Consider the following 16,386-nt stretch of genomic DNA (forward strand, 5'->3'; position numbering starts at 1 on the left):
GACGACGGGGGTCGCGCCTCAGCCATGATCGGCGGAGTCGTCCACGCCGTCCTGGTCGAGAAGGCTCAGCACCTTCCGCGTTCGCGGCACGGCACGCGGCGGAAGGCGCCGTCACGGCACTCGCCGCCGGGAGATGCAGCCCGTGAGGGACCCGGCATGGATGTCGCTGCCAGCCGCGCAGCACTTCGTCCACGACTCCCGATTGACGAGCTGAGTTAACGCCGATAACTTAACCTCACTAACTCAGATCGGAGCAGCCGTGTCCCTACTTGCCGCCGATGACGTCTACGCCCTCGCGCCGTACGCCAAGACGCTGGGGGTCGTGTTCGACGAGATGAGCGCGGACGGAGTTCGAGCCACGCTGGCGCACGATCTGTCCCTGTCGACGGTGGGCGGCGGGCTGCACGGCGGGGCGTTGATGGGACTCGCCGACGTGTGCGGTGCCGTGTGCGCAGCGCTCAACGGTCCGGCCGGTGCCGCTCCGGCCACCGTGGAGTCGAGCACGCACTTCCTCCGGCCGGCGCGCACCGACGTCGTCGCGACGGCACGGCCCCTGCGGGTGGGGCGCAACACCGTCGTCGAGATCGACGTCCACGACGCCGAAGGCGCATTGTGCGCCCGGGTGACCCAAGTGGTCACGGCCGTCGCGCCGAAGGCCTCCTGATGCCGCCCTCCCACGGAGGCTCCCCTTCGTGACCGGCTCCCGCACTCGCGCCGCCAAAGGCCAGGGCGGCCTGCTGCGCGACCACCTGCTCGACATCGCCGGCCGGATCCTCGAAGACGGGGGCGCCGGCGCCTTGACGATCCGTGCGGTGGCAACCAGCGCCGGGGTCACTCCGCCGGCCGTCTATCTCCACTTCGCCTCGAAGCAGGAACTCGTCCACGCCACGTGCCTGCGTGTCTGGAGTTCACTGTTCATCGAGCTGGAAGCCGTGTCCCGGGGGATCTCGGACCCGGTGACGGCGCTCTACGAAACGTGTGTCGCCTACGTCGCCTTCGGGCTCCGGCACCCCGCCCAGTACCGCCTCGTGATGGACGGCGAAGCCACCGAGGCCAGCCGCCACAACGAGGACGCGTGTTTCCGCTACTTCCGCGACAAGGTCACAGCCTGCCGTGACGCAGGCGTGCCGGTGGACAGCGCTACCGAGACCACCAGACTGCTGTGTTCCGGCGTGCACGGCGCGGTGTCCCTCCTGATCCACCAGGAACGTGACACATGGCCTGCGGACACCGGCCGTTACGTCGCCCGCGCTGCGTCCTCAGCCGTCCACGGCGCACTCCTCACCGCGTCTCATACGGCCCCGCCCTCGATGTCCGCCATGACGAGGTCAGGCTGAGCCAAGAGAGATGGAGTCCCGCTTCACCCCGGCCCGTTCGCGCCGCGATCAGTTCTTCTCCGAGGCCGTGGGCGGGGCCGAGGAGGGAGCCGGCGAGGCCTTGGTTCGCAGGGCGCGCTCGCAGTGCGGCCAGTCGTGGAAGTCGCGGTCGCGGGACCAAAGCCGTTTGGCGGCCTGGATGTTCCAGTCGGGGTCCAGCGCCTTGCGCGGAGTGCCACCCAGTTCACGCAACCGGGTGTCGGAGATCTGGAAGAGGCCCCAGTTCCTGCTGCCGTTGGTGTTCGGCAGGATGTGCAGAGGGTCCAGGAACGACTGGCAGTCGGCGATGGCGACGGCGTCGCCCGGTGCTTCGGCGAAGACCTCACGGATACGCCGGCGGGCTTCCTCCGGCGACCAGGTGTCCATGCGGGCCTTCGACTCGTAGAGCGCCGTCTTGGTGGCTGTCGTGACGACGCCGTTCGGCGGGAGGCCGGTGATGACCTGGAACGCCGTCACTCGGCGCAGTGTCTGCGGACCGAAGTCGCCGTCCACGTCGATGTCGGCGCCATGCCGATCGAGCAGCGTCTGTACTTCGCGGACGCACTCGTCGTGCTGGCCCATGCTCACGACGGGCGAGCAGACGGAGGAGAACAGGGTTCGTGAGTCTGACTTCTCCGCCTTCTCATCGGGGCCTGACGTCAGGGACATGGCCCAGCCGACGGTCCCCAGAACGGTGACGGCGGCCACGGCGGTCAGAGCAATGGCCCTACGATTCGCCGGGAGTTGACCACGCTTTGGCGTCGGCTCCCGGTTGCCGGGAGCGGAAGCCGGGCCCTGGGTGGGCAACGTACGGGATACGGTGGCGGGTTCCTGGTCAGCGTCGGCTGATACCGGGGCTGCGGGGGCGGCTTCCTCACCGGCCTCCTCCTGCGGGACCCGTCTCTCGCGTTCGGCGTCGGCGAGAGCCCACAGCCGGTGCAGTTCGCGCAGTTCGCCGGAGGCGGCGCCGCAGGCGGTGGCGATGCGGTGCAGGACGCCGTAGTCCTGCGGGACCGACGAAGCCGCGCAGTAACGGTGAAGGCTGGAACGGCTGATACCGGCTCGCTGCGCGAGAGCGTCGTAGCTGAGCCCCGATCTCTCCTTCAGCGCACGCAGCTGAGCGGCGAGCCGCTCAGCCTCACTGTATTGGTTCATGGAGAACCCCCTGTTGTTCGAACACGCTCGCCCGTCCTGGCGGCGTGTCGGCGCGTGCCGACGGCCCGATGCTTCGTCGGCAGGGGACGTGGTCACGATCCCGGCGGCCCAATGTGCCAGAACTTGCCCGTTCAGGCGGGGAGTTGATCGCTCCGGATGCCGACGGTTGCTCCGCCCGCATCCCATGCGCCTCCCAGACCATCAAGGAACACGCAGCTCAGAGGGTGAGTGAGAGTGTCAGCGTCCCCAGCGTCACCATTCCGCTTGTTCGATTCGGCGGGGCCCGTCACCGTGACGCCGTCGGTGCCTTCCACGTCGTTCGCCCTCACCCCGTGGGTGCGTGGACGAAGGCACCGTCACCGGCTCAACTACGCGCTACGGATATGGGAGATCAGATGAGGAACAGCACGACCTGGGCGCGCGCCGCGGTCGCGATCCTGCTCGCAGGCGGCGGACTGCTCGCGGCGACCCCGGCGCAGGCGGCCGCCACCGCGTGCTCGGGGTCGGCCTGCGACGGCAAGGACCCCGCCGTCTACTGCCAGGGCGACGCACGGACCGTCGAGAGCACCAAGCTCGGGCAGGCGCTGCTCGAACTCCGCTACAGCCCCAGCTGCCGGGCCGCCTGGGGCCGTATATCCAACGCGGGTTATGACACGCGGGACCAGTTCACCCCGTACGCCACGGTGCACCGCAACAGCGACGGGCGTGAGTACTCCTGTTCCGTGCCCAACGGCGACACCGACTGCTACACCCGCATGGTCAACGACGCCAACGTCACGTCGTACACGAAGGGAATGTGGGACAGCGGCGCCCGCATCTACGAGGGGCGTACGGCCTCCTACTGAACGTCCTGCCGAGGCTCGACGTCTTCTTGACGTACGCCGCCGCCTCGCGCAGTTCGGCCCGAGCGGCATCCTTTACAGCGGCTCGGGCCGAACTGGCTTGCTCTGATCCGCGATTCAACGGCCTACGTCCACGGACTCTCCGGGCGTCAGTGCCCGGGGTACGCGGGTGCTGGCGGGTCCTGCGCTAGAAGGTCAGGTTCCAGGCGTCGATCTTGCCTGTGTCGGAGGCGGCGTTGTCGTTGACACGCAGCTTCCAGGTGCCGTTCGCGACCTCGGAGGAGGCGTTCACGGTGTAGGTCTGGGCGATGTTGTCGGCGCTGCCTCCGGTGTGGTTGTGCAGCGTGTAGACGGTGCCGTCCGGCGCCACCAGGTCGACCTTCAGGTCACCGATGTAGGTGTGCTTGATGTCCACACCGACCTTGAGGGTGGCCGGGGCGTTGCCGGTCACGCCGGTGACGGCGATCGGGCTCTCCACGGTCGCGTTGTCGTTGACGGCGAAGTCCGTGAGGTTCTCGAAGTACTTGCCGGGGGGCGGGGTGGCCCCGACGGCCTTGAGGGCGTCGACCTGGCCCTCGCCGAAGAACGAGTTGTTGGCCGTCGTGCCCGTGCAACGGCTGTCCGAGGGGCAGGCGATGTCGTTGGCCTGCTCGGCCAGCTTGGCGCGGAGCTGCGCCGGGGTGATGCCCGGGTTGGCACTCGCGAGGAGCGCCGCCACGCCGACCACGTGCGGGGTGGCCATCGAGGTGCCGCTCTTGCTGCCGTAGCCGCCGCCGGGGACGGTGGAGTACACGTTGCTGCCCGGTGCCGCGACGTCGATGACGCCCTGGCCGTAGTTGGAGAACGAGGCCTTGGTGACGCCCGTGCCGTTGGCGGCGACCGTGACCACGCCCGGCAGCTCGGTCGGGATGTCGAGGCAGGCGTTGGTGATGGTGCGGGTGACCGGGGTCGAGTCGTTCGGGCTCGCGGAGTCGGTCGTCTTGTGGGCGAGGTCGTAGTTCTCGTTGCCCGCGGCGGCGATCTGGAGGGAGCCCTTGCTCTCGGCGTACTCCTGGGCGCGCTTGACGCCCTCGATGATGGCGGCCTGGTCGATGTTGTCCGGGCAGTTGAACTGCCACGGGTCCGTGTAATAGCTGTTGTTGGTGACCTTGAAGCCGTGGTCACCGGCCCAGACGAAGCCGCAGATGGTGTTCTCGGCGAAGAAGAAGGAGTTGCCCGGCTCGGCGACCCGGACCGCGGCGATCTTCACCCCGGGTGCCACGCCGACGACGCCCTTGCCGTTCTTGGCCGCGGCGACGGTGCCCGCCACGTGGGTGCCGTGCGTGTCGACGTCCCGCCATGCGCCGGCACGGGTGTCGGGCTTGCCGTAGGCGCAGGAGACCGAGTCGGCCGCGTCGAAGTTGGGCGCCAGGTCCTGGTGCTGGTCGTCCACACCGGTGTCCAGGATGCCGACCTTGACGGAGGCGGAGCCGGGGTTCACGGCCCAGGCCTGGTCGGCCTTGATCTGGCTCATGTCGACCCGGACCGGTTCGCCGGCCGGGGTCGAGGCCTGGGCCGGGTTGGGCGGGAGCGCCGGGTCGTAGGCGGCGGCCGGGACGTCCGAGGTACGCGTGGCGCCGACCTGCTGCACGCCGGCGACGCCGCGCATGGTGGCGGCGAAGGTGCTGGACGCCGAGTGGGCGACGATCACGCCGATGGCGTCGAAGTTCGAGAAGACGGTGCCGCCGTTGGCCGTGATCGCCGAGCGGACCGCGGAACTGTCACCGGGGGCGGTGATCACGAGGTAGGCGCGCGTCCCGGCCACCCAGTCGGCGCTCTGGGATGCGGGCACGGCGGCCGGCGCGTGGGTCTTGGCGGCCGGCGCGGTGGAGGGGACGACGGGGAGCGTGCCCGCGAGGGCGCCGGGGGCGCCGAACGCGAGGGCGGCGCCGAGCGTGGCCGCCAGCACCAGCGTGCGTCTGGGGCGGCGGCTGGATATGTGGGGTATCAATGCGTCCTCCGGAGACGGCCCGGCCGTGCCGAGGGCACCTGTCGGGACGTACGAAACGAGTGGTCGGTGCAAGATGTCAGGTGCATGCCCTTGTACGGAAGTACCTTTCCGTGCAGAGAGGTCATGGGGGCATGGCTGAAAAGAGACGCACTGCGGGCATCGGGAGGGACGCGGATTCCCGGAGGCCGCCCGCGTCACATGTGGGTGCAGCCGCTTCCCGGCGTCACGCCGGTTTGAGTGGCAGACCTGAACGCTCGTGCAGGGATGCGAGTGCGGTGTGGTCCACGGCCGCGACGCGCAAAGTGCCGGTGTTGTAGGAGTAACTGGCCAGCATGCGTCGCGATGGGTCGACGAAGCTCAACCAGTCACCGCCCTTTTGCATCTCACGAGACCCGACGTAGCTGAGCAGTGACTCGACGACCCCCAGTTGCTGCTCACGGATCCGGCAGGTGGCCTGGTGCGGCAGCGACCTCACGGCCTGCCTGCCGGCGACATTGATCAGGAAGGACGACAGTCTCCGGCATTCGCTGTACCACTTACCGCCCGGCTCGCTGCGGCCATGGACCCTGGGGTCGGAGAAGTCGGCGTCATCCGGGCGCACGCTCCACTGGGCGGGCCATCGGTTCTCCCCACAGAAGACCAGATGCCCGTCCTCGACACGCAGCTGCTCGGGAACCATCACCCGGAGGGTGTGCTCGTGGCCGCCCATGCCCATCAGCTCCGGGTGCCGGCCTGCGGCGGCGTAGTAGTCACGCAGAGCATCTGGCAGGCTGATCCCCAAGCGCTCCTCGACAGCCGTGACTTCGGCATCCGCGCACCCGTCGTCCGGCGTCCAGCCACCGAACGCGGTCGACATGAGTTCCTGAAGCGACTCTTTGATCAAGGCATGCCCCAAGCCGGTGGGATCATCGCTCACCGCGAGTGAGCGTTCCGTCCGCGATGATCATAAGTGACCTGCTCACGACCTCGATCGACAGCCGCCGGTGGACGGGAACCGGATCCGGATCGCATGGCAACCGGTTCAACAACTGCTCAGGCTCGGGCCGCTGCCGCCCGGCAGCCGAGCATCCATGGTGTGGGCCGGGCTGCCGCGCATACACGGCGTGGACGGGAGTGCGCCGCCCATCCGACAGGGAGGCCTCACAGATCCCGATCGCCAGGGCCCACCCGCCGTCAGACCGCGATGATCTGCCAGTGCTCCTCCGGTGCGCGGTTGTACGTGAACTGGTTGATGTTGGCCCCGTCGACTGTCTGGCCGGCGTCGACGTTGAGCGCCAGTCCGCTGAGCCTGTTGGTCAGGTAGTAGTAGCCGTCGCCGGTCGGGGTGACCGCCCAGTGCTGTTGTGGGACGCTGTCGTCCGCCCAGATGGAGACGTTGCCGCCGTCGGCCCGCGAGAGTCCGGCCACCTCCATCAGCTTGCCGCTGTTGACGTTCTTGATCTTGTAATAGCCGTCTCCGGTGGAGGTGAAGGTCCACTTCTGAGCGGTGTTGTTCAGCCAGGGCCACAGCTGGATGTTGGTTCCGTTGGCGGTGCCGAAGTTGTACACGTCGGCGACCTTGCCGCTCTTGCGGTTGACGATGCGGTAGACCGTGCCGTCGCCGGGCAGGACCGACGAGACCAGTGCGGGTGCGGCGGTACGGCCACCGATCCGTACGGCCCCGATGTTGGCGTAGCCACCGGTCGCGGAGTTGACCTGGATCCGGACGTACCCGGCGTTCCTGGCCGGCCATTCGGTCACCTTGGTGGCTCGGTCGCCGGTCCAGGTACCGGTGGCGACCTGCGTGAAGTTCGTGCCGTCGGTGCTCGTGGAGATGGCGTACGAGGTGATGTCGCCGTCGGTGGTGCCGGTGCGGTTCCACTGCTTGGGGAGGTACTCGAGGGTGGAGACGTTGCTCCAGACACCGCCCAGGTCGATGGTGATGGAGTGCGGCAGCGTCAGGCTCCAAGTGGACCAGCAGGTCTCGAAGCCCTTGTCACTGAGCCCGTCGATGGCCCTCATGGGGCCCTCACCGGTATGGAAGCCCGTTGCGTACGCGCTGACCGGGGTCACCGGGTGTTCCGCCCGCGGCATCTGGGCGGGCAGGGGCGGGCGCGAGTTGTTCGGGCTCCACGCGGCGCCGACCTCGGCGAGCCGAGCGACGATGTTGTCGTCCAGCCTGCCGTCGCGGTTGGGTGGGCAGTTGAGGATGAACGAGGTGTACTTCGGTTCGAGATCCGCCAGATGCGACAGGATCGCCGCCTTGCTCATGGGATCGGTGGTCGGCGTGTCGGGGTGCCAGAACCAGCCGTTGCTCACGGTCTGCCCCTGCAGAGCCGCATAGGTGTTGCCCGCCGGAGCCGTGACGCCCAACGGCTCCTCGAAATAGATCGCGTCGCCGAGGAAGGGCACCGACAACCCGCCGTGGTCGACCATGACGATGTCCGGCTGGAGCGACTTCACATGCTCCCGAACGCGCTGGTACGAGATCGCCTGCTGACCCATCTGCCAGGCGTAGCCGTCGGTGACGAACATGTCGATGGTGCCGTAGTTGGTCAGCAGTTCGGTGATCTGGTTCAGGATGAAGGTCAGGTCGGCCGGCTGGATCACCTGGTCGGCGGGCACGCCGTGACGGCTGTCATAGGCCTGCACACTGTAGGTGCGGTCCCAGATCGAGTAGTACAGACCCACTCTCAGTCCCCGGGCCCGGAACGCGTCGACGTACTGTCGCACGACGTCGTGCTTGTACGAGCTGTTCGCCACGTTCTGCGTGCCGTACGCGCTGGGCCACAGGGCGAAGCCGTCGTGGTGCTTGGTGGTCAGTACGCCGTAGCTCATCTTCGCCGCGGCGGCCGCGGCAGCCCACTGTGCGCAGTCCACCGCCGTGGGAGCGAAGAGTGTCGGGCTCTGATTCGGGGCCGCCCACTCCTCGTTCGTGAACGTCCCCAGATTGAAGTGGTTGAACATTGCCGAACCGCATGTTCGCCAAGTTGCTGAGATTGGTCTGGGCGTCGGCGGCGGCAGCCTCCGTCAACAGAGGTGACAGCGCAGGGGCGACGGGCAGAGCGGTCGCGGTCACAGCGGCGCCGGCGGCACTCAGCAGCGTGCGACGCGACAGTTTTCCTGAGGACATGGACTCGCTCCTACTCCAGGGGAATTCGGCGCCCCGGGCTGTGGGCTGCTGCTTCGTACACGTGCCCGGCACACGAGCGGCGCGGGGAACTCCTGGGGCTCGGGTGCCGGGTGGTTACGCATGAAGTTCCGCCATGTGACCCGTACTTGTCAACGGGCGTGCAGGGATGAATGCCGCCTTCAATACGTCAACTATCGCCGTAAAAGTGAGGTGTAGGTAGATTTATCTGCCGAGAGACATCACATGTCTCCGGTGCCCGTGCGATCGTCGCGGACCCGGCGTGAACGGCCCGACGCCCACTGCTACGGCGAAGCCCTCACCCAGAGGATTCAAATGCAAGTAAAGCCATCCTTGCGGGCTTGATAAAACCCCTGCTCTCAGGCCTGCTCAGCTTCGTCCGGCACGCGAACAGGAATTCCCCGACGCCTTCTCACCTGACAGCGCCGGCACTCCAATTTACCTACCAGGGACGAACTTTACCTTTCGCCTATGACCGGTTGGAACGGCATCTCATTTGGTCGAATACGCTTCGGCCGTGGTCTCGATCGTAGAGCGGCTCGTACCGGACGAGTTGTGGGAGCCGTTCCAGCGCGTCGTGCCGGAGCCCCCGTCGCGCCCCCAAGGCGGCGGTCGACGTCGGCACGGTGACCGGGAGGTGCTGGCCGCCATCGTCTTCGTGGCGACCTCGGACTGCCCGTGGCAGCAGTTGCCGTCCACATCGTTCGGCCCCTCGGCAGCAACCGTCCACCGTCGCTTCACCGAGTGGACGAACGCAGGCGTGTGGGCTGAGCTGCACCGTCTTTTCCTGGACGGACTCGACGGCCGTGGCGAGTTCGACTGGTCACGCCATGCGATCGACTCGGTCAACAGGCGAGCCGCGAGAGGACAGGTGTCGGCCGAACCGAAGTGAGTCGAGCCGACGATAAGACACTGCCAATTACCCCATTCCTGTGCCCTCGTCCGCCCGTGCAAAATCACCAAATGAGACGCGGTGTCGTGGCGCACGCCGGATTTACGACACCTACGGAACGCGATGTTCAACCCCTTGACGACTTCTGCGTGTTCGTCGATAGTCATGCCTTGATCCGGCCGACCGATTGACGGCTGGATCGCCCCTCGAATTGTTAGCGCTCACAATTCAGAGGGCTCCAAAACCAGACCGCTCGTCAGCCGCATCCAATCCTCCACGCCAACGACCATGCCGCATCACACTTCTGATTGTTAGCGCTAACAATTCCAGCCGGTACGGCAGTCGTCGCCCGTCGTCCGGGCGCCTCTGCTCGCCCGCAGTCCCCCCTCAGCCCGCCCCCAGAGCCCACCGTGACCACGGTCGGGGCGCGGTCTGCGGCTCCGTCCCGACACGCAAGGGAGTTCCAGGTGCCTGCCCTGCTCATCTTCCGCCGGCTGCGCCAGGGGCTGGTCGTCTTCCTGGCCGCGACGGCGCTCGCCCTCGTCGGCCTGGTCGCCTCCGGCGGCGCCTCGTACGCCACCGCCCAAGGCCCCTGTGACATCTACGCGGCGGGCGGCACGCCGTGCGTCGCGGCGCACAGCACCACACGCGCCCTCTTCGCCTCCTACGACGGCCCCCTCTACCAGGTGCAACGAGCGTCGGACAGCTCGGCGCGGAACATCGGCGTCCTGGCCGCCGGAGGAGTCGCCGACGCCGCGGCCCAGGACTCCTTCTGCGCCGGGACGACCTGCACCGTCACCCGCGTCTACGACCAGACCGGCGGCGGCAACACCCTGGTCTAGCAGGGGCCCGGTGGAACCGGCGGTGCCGACACCGCGGCCGGCGCGACCACCGAGGCCGTGAGCGTGGGCGGCCAGAAGGCGTACGCGCTGTACATCAACCCCGGCAACAGCTACTTCGCCTACAACTCCACCGGGGGCGTACCGACCGGCAGTTCACCCGAAGGCGAGTACATGATCACCAGCGGCACCCACGCCAACAACGGCTGCTGCTTCGACTACGGCAACACCGAGACCGACCACCACGCCGACGGCAACGGCGCCATGGACGCGATCAACTTCAGTACGGAGTGCTGGTTCGGCGGCTGCAGCGGAACCGGCCCGTGGGTGCAGGCGGACATCGAGAACGGCCTGTTCAGCGGTGGCAGCAAGGCGTGGAACCCCAACCAGGTGTCCGAGACCAGCCGTTTCGTCACCGCGATGTTCAAGAACAACGGCACCACCCAGATGGCGCTCAAGGGAGCCAACGCCCAGTCCGGGGGTCTCACGCAGCTCTACAGCGGCGCACTGCCCAGCGGATGGAGCCCCATGCACAAGCAGGGCGCGATCATCCTCGGCAGCGGCGGCGACTGCTGCCAGACCAACCACAACGCCAGCGCGGGCACGTTCTACGAGGGCGCCATGGTGAGCGGCTATCCCTCCGACGCCACCGACGCCGCGGTCCAGGCCGACATCGCCGCGGCCGGCTACAGCGCCACCTCACCCTTCGTCCCCGGCGCCAAGCTGTCCCTGCGAGCCACCACTTCCTGCTGCACCGCCGACTATCTGCAGCACGACACCAGCGACGACAAGGTCGTCATCGCGCCCGTGACGGCCGGCAGCTCGGCGACCGACAAGGGGGACGCCACCTGGATCGTCCACGCCGGCCTGGCCGACGGCAACTGCGTCTCCTTCGAGTCGGCCGACGGGCCCGGCCAGTACCTCAGGCACTACGCCTTCCAGCTGCACCTCCAACCCGACGACGGCACCGGTCAGTTCGCCGCCGACGCCACCTTCTGCCCCAAGATCGGCAACAGCGGCACCGGTTACTCCCTTCAGTCCTTCAACTACCCGGCCAAGTACATCCGCCATTACAGCTTCACCGGATACATCGCAAGCAACGGCGGTGGCAACGCCTGGGACACCACCTCGATGTGGTCCCAGGACACCAGCTGGCTCGCCGCATCTCCCTGGAGCTGACGAGCCGCCGGCCCGGGTCCGGTGCCGAGAGGCCTGAACCGGACCGGACCCGGAGACGTCCGCGTGCCCCGCACCGTCCGCCCAGCGGAACACCGGGAACGTCGACGTGCACCACATCCCCCCTGTGAAGGAGTTCCCGCATGACCAAAGCACCGTGGATACGCAGCATCAGACGCGCGCTTCTCGCGGTCGGTGCCACCGCCGCCCTCGCCGCCGGTCTCCTCACGGCCACGGCGACCACCACTCAGGCCGCCACCCAGGCGCCGTGCGACATCTACGCCGCGGGCGGCACCCCCTGCGTCGCCGCGCACAGCACCACCCGCGCCCTGTACTCGACGTACAACGGCCCGCTCTACCAGGTCAGGCGCGCCTCGGACAACACCACGCTGAACATCGGGCTGCTGAGCACCGGCGGATACGCCAACGCCGCCGCTCAGGACACCTTCTGCGCCAACACCAGCTGCGTCATCACCGTCATCTACGACCAGTCCGGCAAGGGCAACAACCTCACCCAGGCGCCCGCGGGCGGAGCGGCCGGCGGGCCGGACAACCTCGCCAACGCCTTCGAGGCACCGGTCACCGTCGGCGGTCATAAGGCGTACGGCGTCTACGTGGCACCGGGCACCGGCTACCGCGACAACACCACCAACGGCATCGCCACCGGCGACCAACCCGAGGGCATGTACGCGATCTTCGACGGCACACACTTCAACGGCGGCTGCTGCTTCGACTACGGCAATGCCGAAACCAGCAGCACCGACACCGGCAACGGCCATATGGAGGCCATCTACTTCGGCAACAGCAAGTCCTGGGGCTACGGCGCGGGCAACGGCCCCTGGGTCATGGCCGACCTCGAGAACGGTCTGTTCTCCGGCGTGAACCGCACTCTCAACTCCGGCGACCCGACCGTCAACAACCGCTTCCTGACCGCCATGGTCAAGGGCGGCCCGAACCAGTGGGCCATCCGCGGCGGCGACGCCCAGGCGGGCAGCCTGTCCCCCTACTACAGCGGCGTACGCCCCAACGTCTCCGGCTACAACCCGATGCACAAGGAGGGCGCGATCATCCTCGGCATCGGCGGCGACAACAGCAAGGGCGCCCAAGGCACCTTCTACGAAGGCGTCATGACCTCCGGCTACCCCTCGGACGCCACTGAGAACGCCGTACAGGCCAACATCACCGCCGCCGGCTACAACAGCGGCTCCACCAGCACCGGTTCGCTGACGCCCGGCTCCCGGATCTCCCTCCAGGCCACCACGTCACCCTGCTGCACCACGGACTACCTCCGCCACGACGACGCCGACACCAAGGTCGTCATCTCCAGCATCAGCTCCGCCAGCTCAGCCACCGACAAGGCGGACGCCACGTGGATCGTCCGCGCGGGCCTGGCCAACAGCTCCTGCCTGTCGTTCGAGTCCGCCAACAACCCCGGCCAGTACCTGCGCCACTACAACTACGAGCTCTACCTCGACACGGACAACGGCGGCAGCACGTTCGCGCAGGACGCCACCTTCTGCCCCACCACGGGCAACAGCGGGACAGGCCACTCGTTCCAGTCCGTCAACTACCCGACGAAGTACATCCGCCACTACAACTACACGGCCTACATCGCCAGCAACGGCGGCTCCAACGCCTGGGACGCCACGTCCTCGTGGGCCCAGGACACCAGCTGGCTCACCGCCTCTCCCTGGAACTGACCAGCCATCCGACTCCTCTGAGCGCACCACCCGTGAGCACGGCGTCCCGGCAACGTCCCGGGACGCCGTGCTCGTCCTCGCTCGGCCCCCATGGACCGTCGATCCGTCAGTGACGACGCCGGGCGGCCATCCACTGCCAAATGTGGGTTCCGTTGATGCTGGGGTCGTTGCGGGCGACGTAGATCCACGACCAGTGGCCGTTGAACTGGTAGCCGTTCCGGACGACTTGGTCGTAGAGCGTCATCAGCGAGCCAGGGATCACGTCATGCGCGTGCACGGTGTTGGCCTGGGGGTCCACGGTGGGATCGTCGCGCGAGGTGACGAGCCAGGTCGGGGTGCTGATCCGGGCCAGCTCGCTGTCGGGGATCAGGGGTGGACCACCGGCCGGGAACGACCCGACGACACCGCAGACCGGCACCGATGCGGCGAACAGAGCGGGATAGACGGTAGTCATCTTCATGCTCATGTAGCCACCGTTGCTGCACCCGGCGACGTGGATCCGGTCGCGGTCGACGGGGTTGCGGCGCGTGACGTCGCTGATGATCTCGTGGATGAGCGGGGCGAAGCGGGGGCCGTCCTCCATCCAGAACGAGGTGCTCTGCGGGGCGACGACGTAGGCGCCGTCGAAGATGCGCTGAGCCTGCGGGGTGGCGAAACCCAGGGCACCGCGGTTGGCTCGCAGCGTGGTCTCGTTGTCGTAGTAGTCGTTGGGCAGTGAGGCGCCCTCGCCTCCGCCGTGCAGCCATAGGATCAGCGGGCGCTTCTTGTGCCGGGAAGCGTGGGAGCCGGTGGGCGAGTACAGCCGGTACTTCATTCCCGAGCCGGAGATGTGCGAACTGAAGGCGTCCACCTCGGGGTCCGACAGCCGCGGGTGCTGCACGAAGTCGTCGATGGTGATCGTCCGGTGGTCGCGCAAGGGGATCGGGGCGTGCTGGGTGAGGGTGTAGACGAGGTCGAGCATCACGTTGCGGCCCGCGCGCGCGAGGTAGCCGAGCGTGCCGCCCCCGGTCTGTCCCTCGCCGTGGCTCAGTTCGAGCACGATGTCGCCGTGGTGGTCGAGGCGAACGGCGGTCACCGTCCGGTCGAGGTCGTACTCGCCGAAGATGATGTCGTCCGGGGGGACGGGAAACGGGCTGGCGGCCTTGGCGTGCACGCCGAAGGTGCCGGTGGTGAGACCGGCCGGGTCGATCGGGCCGAGCCGGGAGGTCCTGAGGGTGATCGACGTGACCTGTTCACCGCCGTCGAGCACCTGGGCGTTCAGGGTGAATCTCACGCTGGTGGTCGCACCGTCGTCTGCGTGGGCGGCAACTCCCGGCAGGGACAGGCCGGCGGCGCTCGCTCCGGCGGCCAGAACGGTGCGACGGCTGATACGTGGTGCCATGCGGACTCCTTGTGGGGGTCGGAGGCTTCACCGCGACCTGTTCACGCCGACTCGGCGGCGAAGCCGCCCAAGGGCGCGAACGGTCGGCCCCGTCTGCCGAGGCTCACCCCACCGGACGCCAACCGGTGACAGGAGTCAAGAGTGCGTACACGAGTGACGGGGCCTTACTGGGTCCCCGAGTTCCAACTCGTCGGCGTCCAGCGGAGGGAAGCCGGTCGGGCCGCCGTCGTGTCGACGGCGGCCCGACACCCCATCAGGTGCGGGTCCAGCGCTGGTTGCTGCCGTTCGAGCAGGAGTAGAGCTGGATCAGGGTGCCGTTGGCGGTGGCGGCTCCGGCCGCGTCGAGGCAGAGGCCGGACTGGACGCCGACGATGGTTCCGTCGGAGTTGAGGCGCCACTTCTGGTTGTCGCCGCCCCAGCAGCTGTAGATCTGGACCTTGGTGCCGTTGCCGGTGCCGGCGGCGTCCAGGCACTTGTTGCCGTACACCCTGAGCTCACTGGCGCTGGTGTACGTCCACTGCTGGTTGGTGGCACTGTGGCAGTCCCACAGCTGGAGCTGGGTGCCGTCGGTGGTGGTGGCGTTAGGGACGTCCAGGCAGCGGCCCGAGCCGACGCCCTTGATCTGTCCGGAGCCCGAAGGGGGCGTGGAGGTACCGCCGTTGAGGGCGTTGAGGACCGCGGTGTAGGCGGCCTTCTTGCTGCCGTCGCCGTTGAAGAGCAGCGGTGTCTGGTCGGCTCGCCAGGAGTCGGTGTCGCGCACACCCCAGACGGTGATGCCGAGGCAGCGGGTAACGGCCAGGCAGTCGTTGGTCACGTTGGCGTAGGTCGAGGCCGGCGCGCCCTGGATGTCGAGTTCGGTGATGGCCACGTCGACGCCGAGGGCGGCGAAACTCTGCAGGGTGGTACGGAAGTTGCTGTTGTAGGGGCTGCCGCTGTTGAAGTGCGACTGGAAGCCGACGCAGTCGATCGGTACACCGCGCTGCTTGAAGTCCCGGACCATGGAGTACACGGCCTGGGTCTTGGCCCAGGTCCAGTCCTCGATGTTGTAGTCGTTGTAGCAGAGCTTGGCGGCGGGGTCGGCCGCGCGGGCGGTGCGGAAGGCGACCTCGATCCAGTCGTTGCCGGTGCGTTGCAGGTTGGAGTCGCGTCGGGCTCCCGAACTGCCGTCGGCGAAGGCCTCGTTCACGACGTCCCACTGGGCGATCTTGCCCTTGTAGTGGTTCATCACGCCGTTGATGTGGTCGATCATCGCCTGGCGGAGGTTGCTGCCGCTGAGGCTCTGCATCCAGCCGGGCTGCTGGGAGTGCCAGGCCAGGGTGTGTCCGCGGACCTGCTTGCCGTTCTGGACGGCCCAGTTGTAGACGCGGTCACCGGCGGTGAAGTTGAACTGTCCCCGCTGCGGTTCGGTGGCGTCGATCTTCATCTCGTTCTCGGCCGTGACCGAGTTGAACTCACGCGCCGCGATCGTCGTGTAGGCCGAATCGCCGAGCCTGCCCGAGGCGATGGCCGTACCGAAGTAGCGGCCGCTCTGTGCCGCGGCGGCGCCGAGCGTGCTCTCGGCGGCGCGTGCGGTCTGCGGCGTGACCAGTGCGGTGGCCGCGCTGAGGACGCCGATGACCAGCGCGAGCAGGAGACTGCGGCTCCTCCGGCGGACAGCGGGTCCGGGAAGGACATGCAAACCCATGGCTTTTGCCTCCAGTGTGGGCGTCGGTGGGTGACTCGGGCGCAGCAGGAAGGAGTCGTCCACTCCCCCGCTGCTCGATGACGTACAGCCACAGCGGTTCGAAATCTCGGAGCCCGTGCGCCCCTGGAGACGGATGATTGAGGCGTTGACGGTGGCCCGTCAATATGTTGAGCGGAGAAAGTTTCACTGTAAATCTCGAAACATTCGAAACAGTTGAGCAAGACACCCCACCCTCACTGGGC

Annotated in this window: 10 protein-coding genes and 3 pseudogenes; 7 read left to right on the forward strand and 6 right to left on the reverse strand. The window is 67.8% G+C overall.

Annotated elements, in window-relative coordinates; all coding sequences use genetic code 11:
• Positions 1-259: 259 nt before the first annotated feature.
• Together OHN19_RS43115 and OHN19_RS43120 are read left to right on the forward strand one after the other, a co-directional pair.
• On the forward strand, positions 260-664 hold the full coding sequence (locus OHN19_RS43115; protein ID WP_330269466.1) for a PaaI family thioesterase: 405 nt from the start codon (positions 260-262) through the stop codon (positions 662-664).
• A gap of 28 nt (positions 665-692) precedes the next feature.
• Positions 693-1,337, forward strand: a complete 645-nt coding sequence (locus OHN19_RS43120; protein ID WP_330269467.1) for a TetR/AcrR family transcriptional regulator — start codon at positions 693-695, stop codon at positions 1,335-1,337.
• Positions 1,338-1,385: 48 nt separating this feature from the next.
• Here OHN19_RS43120 and OHN19_RS43125 read toward each other — a convergent pair whose 3' ends face one another.
• Positions 1,386-2,510 carry a helix-turn-helix domain-containing protein gene (locus OHN19_RS43125; RefSeq protein ID WP_330269468.1) on the reverse strand — a complete coding sequence of 375 codons (1,125 nt, stop codon included), beginning with the start codon at positions 2,508-2,510 and terminating at the stop codon, positions 1,386-1,388.
• Between the two features lie 395 nt (positions 2,511-2,905).
• Here OHN19_RS43125 and OHN19_RS43130 point away from each other — a divergent pair, with 395 nt between their 5' ends.
• Entirely contained in the window at positions 2,906-3,355 is a 450-nt protein-coding gene (locus OHN19_RS43130; protein WP_330269469.1) for a DUF2690 domain-containing protein, read from the forward strand.
• A 184-nt stretch (positions 3,356-3,539) separates the two neighbouring features.
• On the opposite strand, the gene OHN19_RS43135 is transcribed toward OHN19_RS43130, so the two are convergent.
• From OHN19_RS43135 to OHN19_RS43145, 3 genes and pseudogenes are all read right to left on the reverse strand, one after another.
• Complete coding sequence (locus tag OHN19_RS43135; RefSeq protein WP_330269853.1) at positions 3,540-5,300, reverse strand: S8 family peptidase; 1,761 nt, start codon at positions 5,298-5,300, stop codon at positions 3,540-3,542.
• Positions 5,301-5,565: 265 nt separating this feature from the next.
• Positions 5,566-6,258, reverse strand: a complete 693-nt coding sequence (locus OHN19_RS43140; RefSeq protein WP_330269470.1) for a hypothetical protein — start codon at positions 6,256-6,258, stop codon at positions 5,566-5,568.
• Positions 6,259-6,515: 257 nt separating this feature from the next.
• Positions 6,516-8,454, reverse strand: a pseudogene (locus OHN19_RS43145) (alpha-L-fucosidase).
• 535 nt (positions 8,455-8,989) lie between these two features.
• On the opposite strand from OHN19_RS43145, the pseudogene OHN19_RS43150 reads away from it, so the two are divergent.
• From OHN19_RS43150 to OHN19_RS43165, 4 genes and pseudogenes are all read left to right on the forward strand, one after another.
• Positions 8,990-9,349, forward strand: a pseudogene (locus tag OHN19_RS43150) (transposase); the annotation flags it as partial.
• Positions 9,350-9,831: 482 nt separating this feature from the next.
• A pseudogene (locus OHN19_RS43155) lies at positions 9,832-10,884 on the forward strand (arabinofuranosidase catalytic domain-containing protein); the annotation flags it as partial.
• Positions 10,885-10,932: 48 nt separating this feature from the next.
• Positions 10,933-11,382: an AbfB domain-containing protein gene (locus OHN19_RS43160; RefSeq protein ID WP_330269854.1), complete on the forward strand. Its 450-nt coding sequence runs from the start codon at positions 10,933-10,935 to the stop codon at positions 11,380-11,382.
• Positions 11,383-11,522: 140 nt separating this feature from the next.
• The gene (locus tag OHN19_RS43165) at positions 11,523-13,079 is read left to right on the forward strand and encodes an alpha-L-arabinofuranosidase B (RefSeq protein WP_330269471.1); all 1,557 of its coding nucleotides are present in this window, start codon (positions 11,523-11,525) and stop codon (positions 13,077-13,079) included.
• A 106-nt stretch (positions 13,080-13,185) separates the two neighbouring features.
• Here the strand turns inward: OHN19_RS43165 and OHN19_RS43170 are convergent, their stop codons facing one another.
• Both OHN19_RS43170 and OHN19_RS43175 read right to left on the reverse strand, forming a co-directional pair.
• Positions 13,186-14,460: a prolyl oligopeptidase family serine peptidase gene (locus tag OHN19_RS43170; RefSeq protein ID WP_330269472.1), complete on the reverse strand. Its 1,275-nt coding sequence runs from the start codon at positions 14,458-14,460 to the stop codon at positions 13,186-13,188.
• Positions 14,461-14,713: 253 nt separating this feature from the next.
• Positions 14,714-16,144, reverse strand: a complete 1,431-nt coding sequence (locus tag OHN19_RS43175; RefSeq protein ID WP_330269473.1) for an endo-1,4-beta-xylanase — start codon at positions 16,142-16,144, stop codon at positions 14,714-14,716.
• Positions 16,145-16,386: the final 242 nt, after the last annotated feature.

Source organism: Streptomyces griseorubiginosus (assembly GCF_036345115.1).
Lineage (GTDB): Bacteria > Actinomycetota > Actinomycetes > Streptomycetales > Streptomycetaceae > Streptomyces > Streptomyces griseorubiginosus_C.